The organism is Endothiovibrio diazotrophicus (assembly GCF_054657215.1).
On the sequence record NZ_BAAHXB010000280.1, the window covers coordinates 1 to 859 of the forward strand.

The 859-nt window shown below is 68.9% G+C and carries 3 protein-coding genes and 1 pseudogene; 2 read left to right on the top strand and 2 right to left on the bottom strand.

Going from position 1 to position 859, the window contains the following annotated elements:
• Both ACYQ2W_RS26410 and ACYQ2W_RS26415 read left to right on the top strand, forming a co-directional pair.
• The coding region (locus ACYQ2W_RS26410) for a hypothetical protein (protein WP_459874077.1) at window positions 1-369 on the top strand (369 nt) is incomplete at its 5' end.
• A gap of 28 nt (window positions 370-397) precedes the next feature.
• Window positions 398-478: pseudogene (locus ACYQ2W_RS26415) on the top strand (hypothetical protein); the annotation flags it as partial.
• Window positions 479-499: 21 nt separating this feature from the next.
• Here the strand turns inward: ACYQ2W_RS26415 and ACYQ2W_RS26420 are convergent.
• Together ACYQ2W_RS26420 and ACYQ2W_RS26425 are read right to left on the bottom strand one after the other, a co-directional pair.
• A complete protein-coding gene (locus ACYQ2W_RS26420; RefSeq protein ID WP_459874079.1) occupies window positions 500-637 on the bottom strand; it encodes a hypothetical protein in 138 nt (45 codons plus the stop codon).
• A 19-nt stretch (window positions 638-656) separates the two neighbouring features.
• Window positions 657-859, bottom strand: a 203-nt coding sequence (locus tag ACYQ2W_RS26425) for a hypothetical protein (RefSeq protein ID WP_459874081.1), incomplete at its 5' end; no start/stop codon positions are given.

Sequence of the window (859 nt, forward strand, 5' to 3'; positions counted from 1 at the left end):
CTGACGATCCTGCGGGCGCGGGTGCTGGATCTGGCCGAACGGGTGTCGGTGGCCTGCCGGGAGCAGTTGGCGTCGTTCTGCGGCGCGGACGCGGTGGGGGAGCTGCCCGCGCTGCCCGAGGACGGCGAGGCGCCGGAGTTGCCGCCGTTGCCGGAGGTGGAGGATCGGGCGGCGATGGAGCGCTGGGGGCGGTTGGTGGCGGCGGAGCAGCGGGAGAGCGGGCGCGAGGCTGGCGTTGCCGAAGGGGAGTCGCGGCGGGCCTCGAGTATCGCGCGGGCGCTGCTGGAAGAGGGTATGACCGCGGGGCGGGTCGCGCGCATCACCGGTCTTACGGTCGAGGAAGTCGTTGCGCTCCAGGAGGGGCGGTGATCGTTGCGCCACCCTGGGAGGGATAGCGGTGAAGTTGCCGCACGCCCATCGCGCATTTGTCGACCTTCGTAAGTTGCGTGACTACTGCCTGAACGATCGGCACCCCCGCGGCAGACACAAGGCGCGGGCCCTAAATGTCCTGTCTATGCAAGCTCAAGCCTTCCGGCCACGGGCCGGAATCATCCACCGGAAAATCCAGCGGCTCTTTGCCGGTAGCGCGCTTTCGGGCCGTCGTGCGCTCGCGCAGGAAATCCACGAAGTCTTCCACTTCCCTCCGCTGCCGCTCACTACCCGATACGCGCCAGCGCAAGCGGCAGCGGCTCGGTCCGAATCCCCTGAATCTCCCCGCCGCGCCGTGACCGGTCGAGAATCCGCGCGTTGGGATACTTGGCGATCTGCTTGAGCGCCTTCGGGCGCAACTGGCCGGTCCATTTCACCTCCACCGGCCAGAAGCGCCCGCCGTCGACGTAGGCGACATCCACCTCCCCCT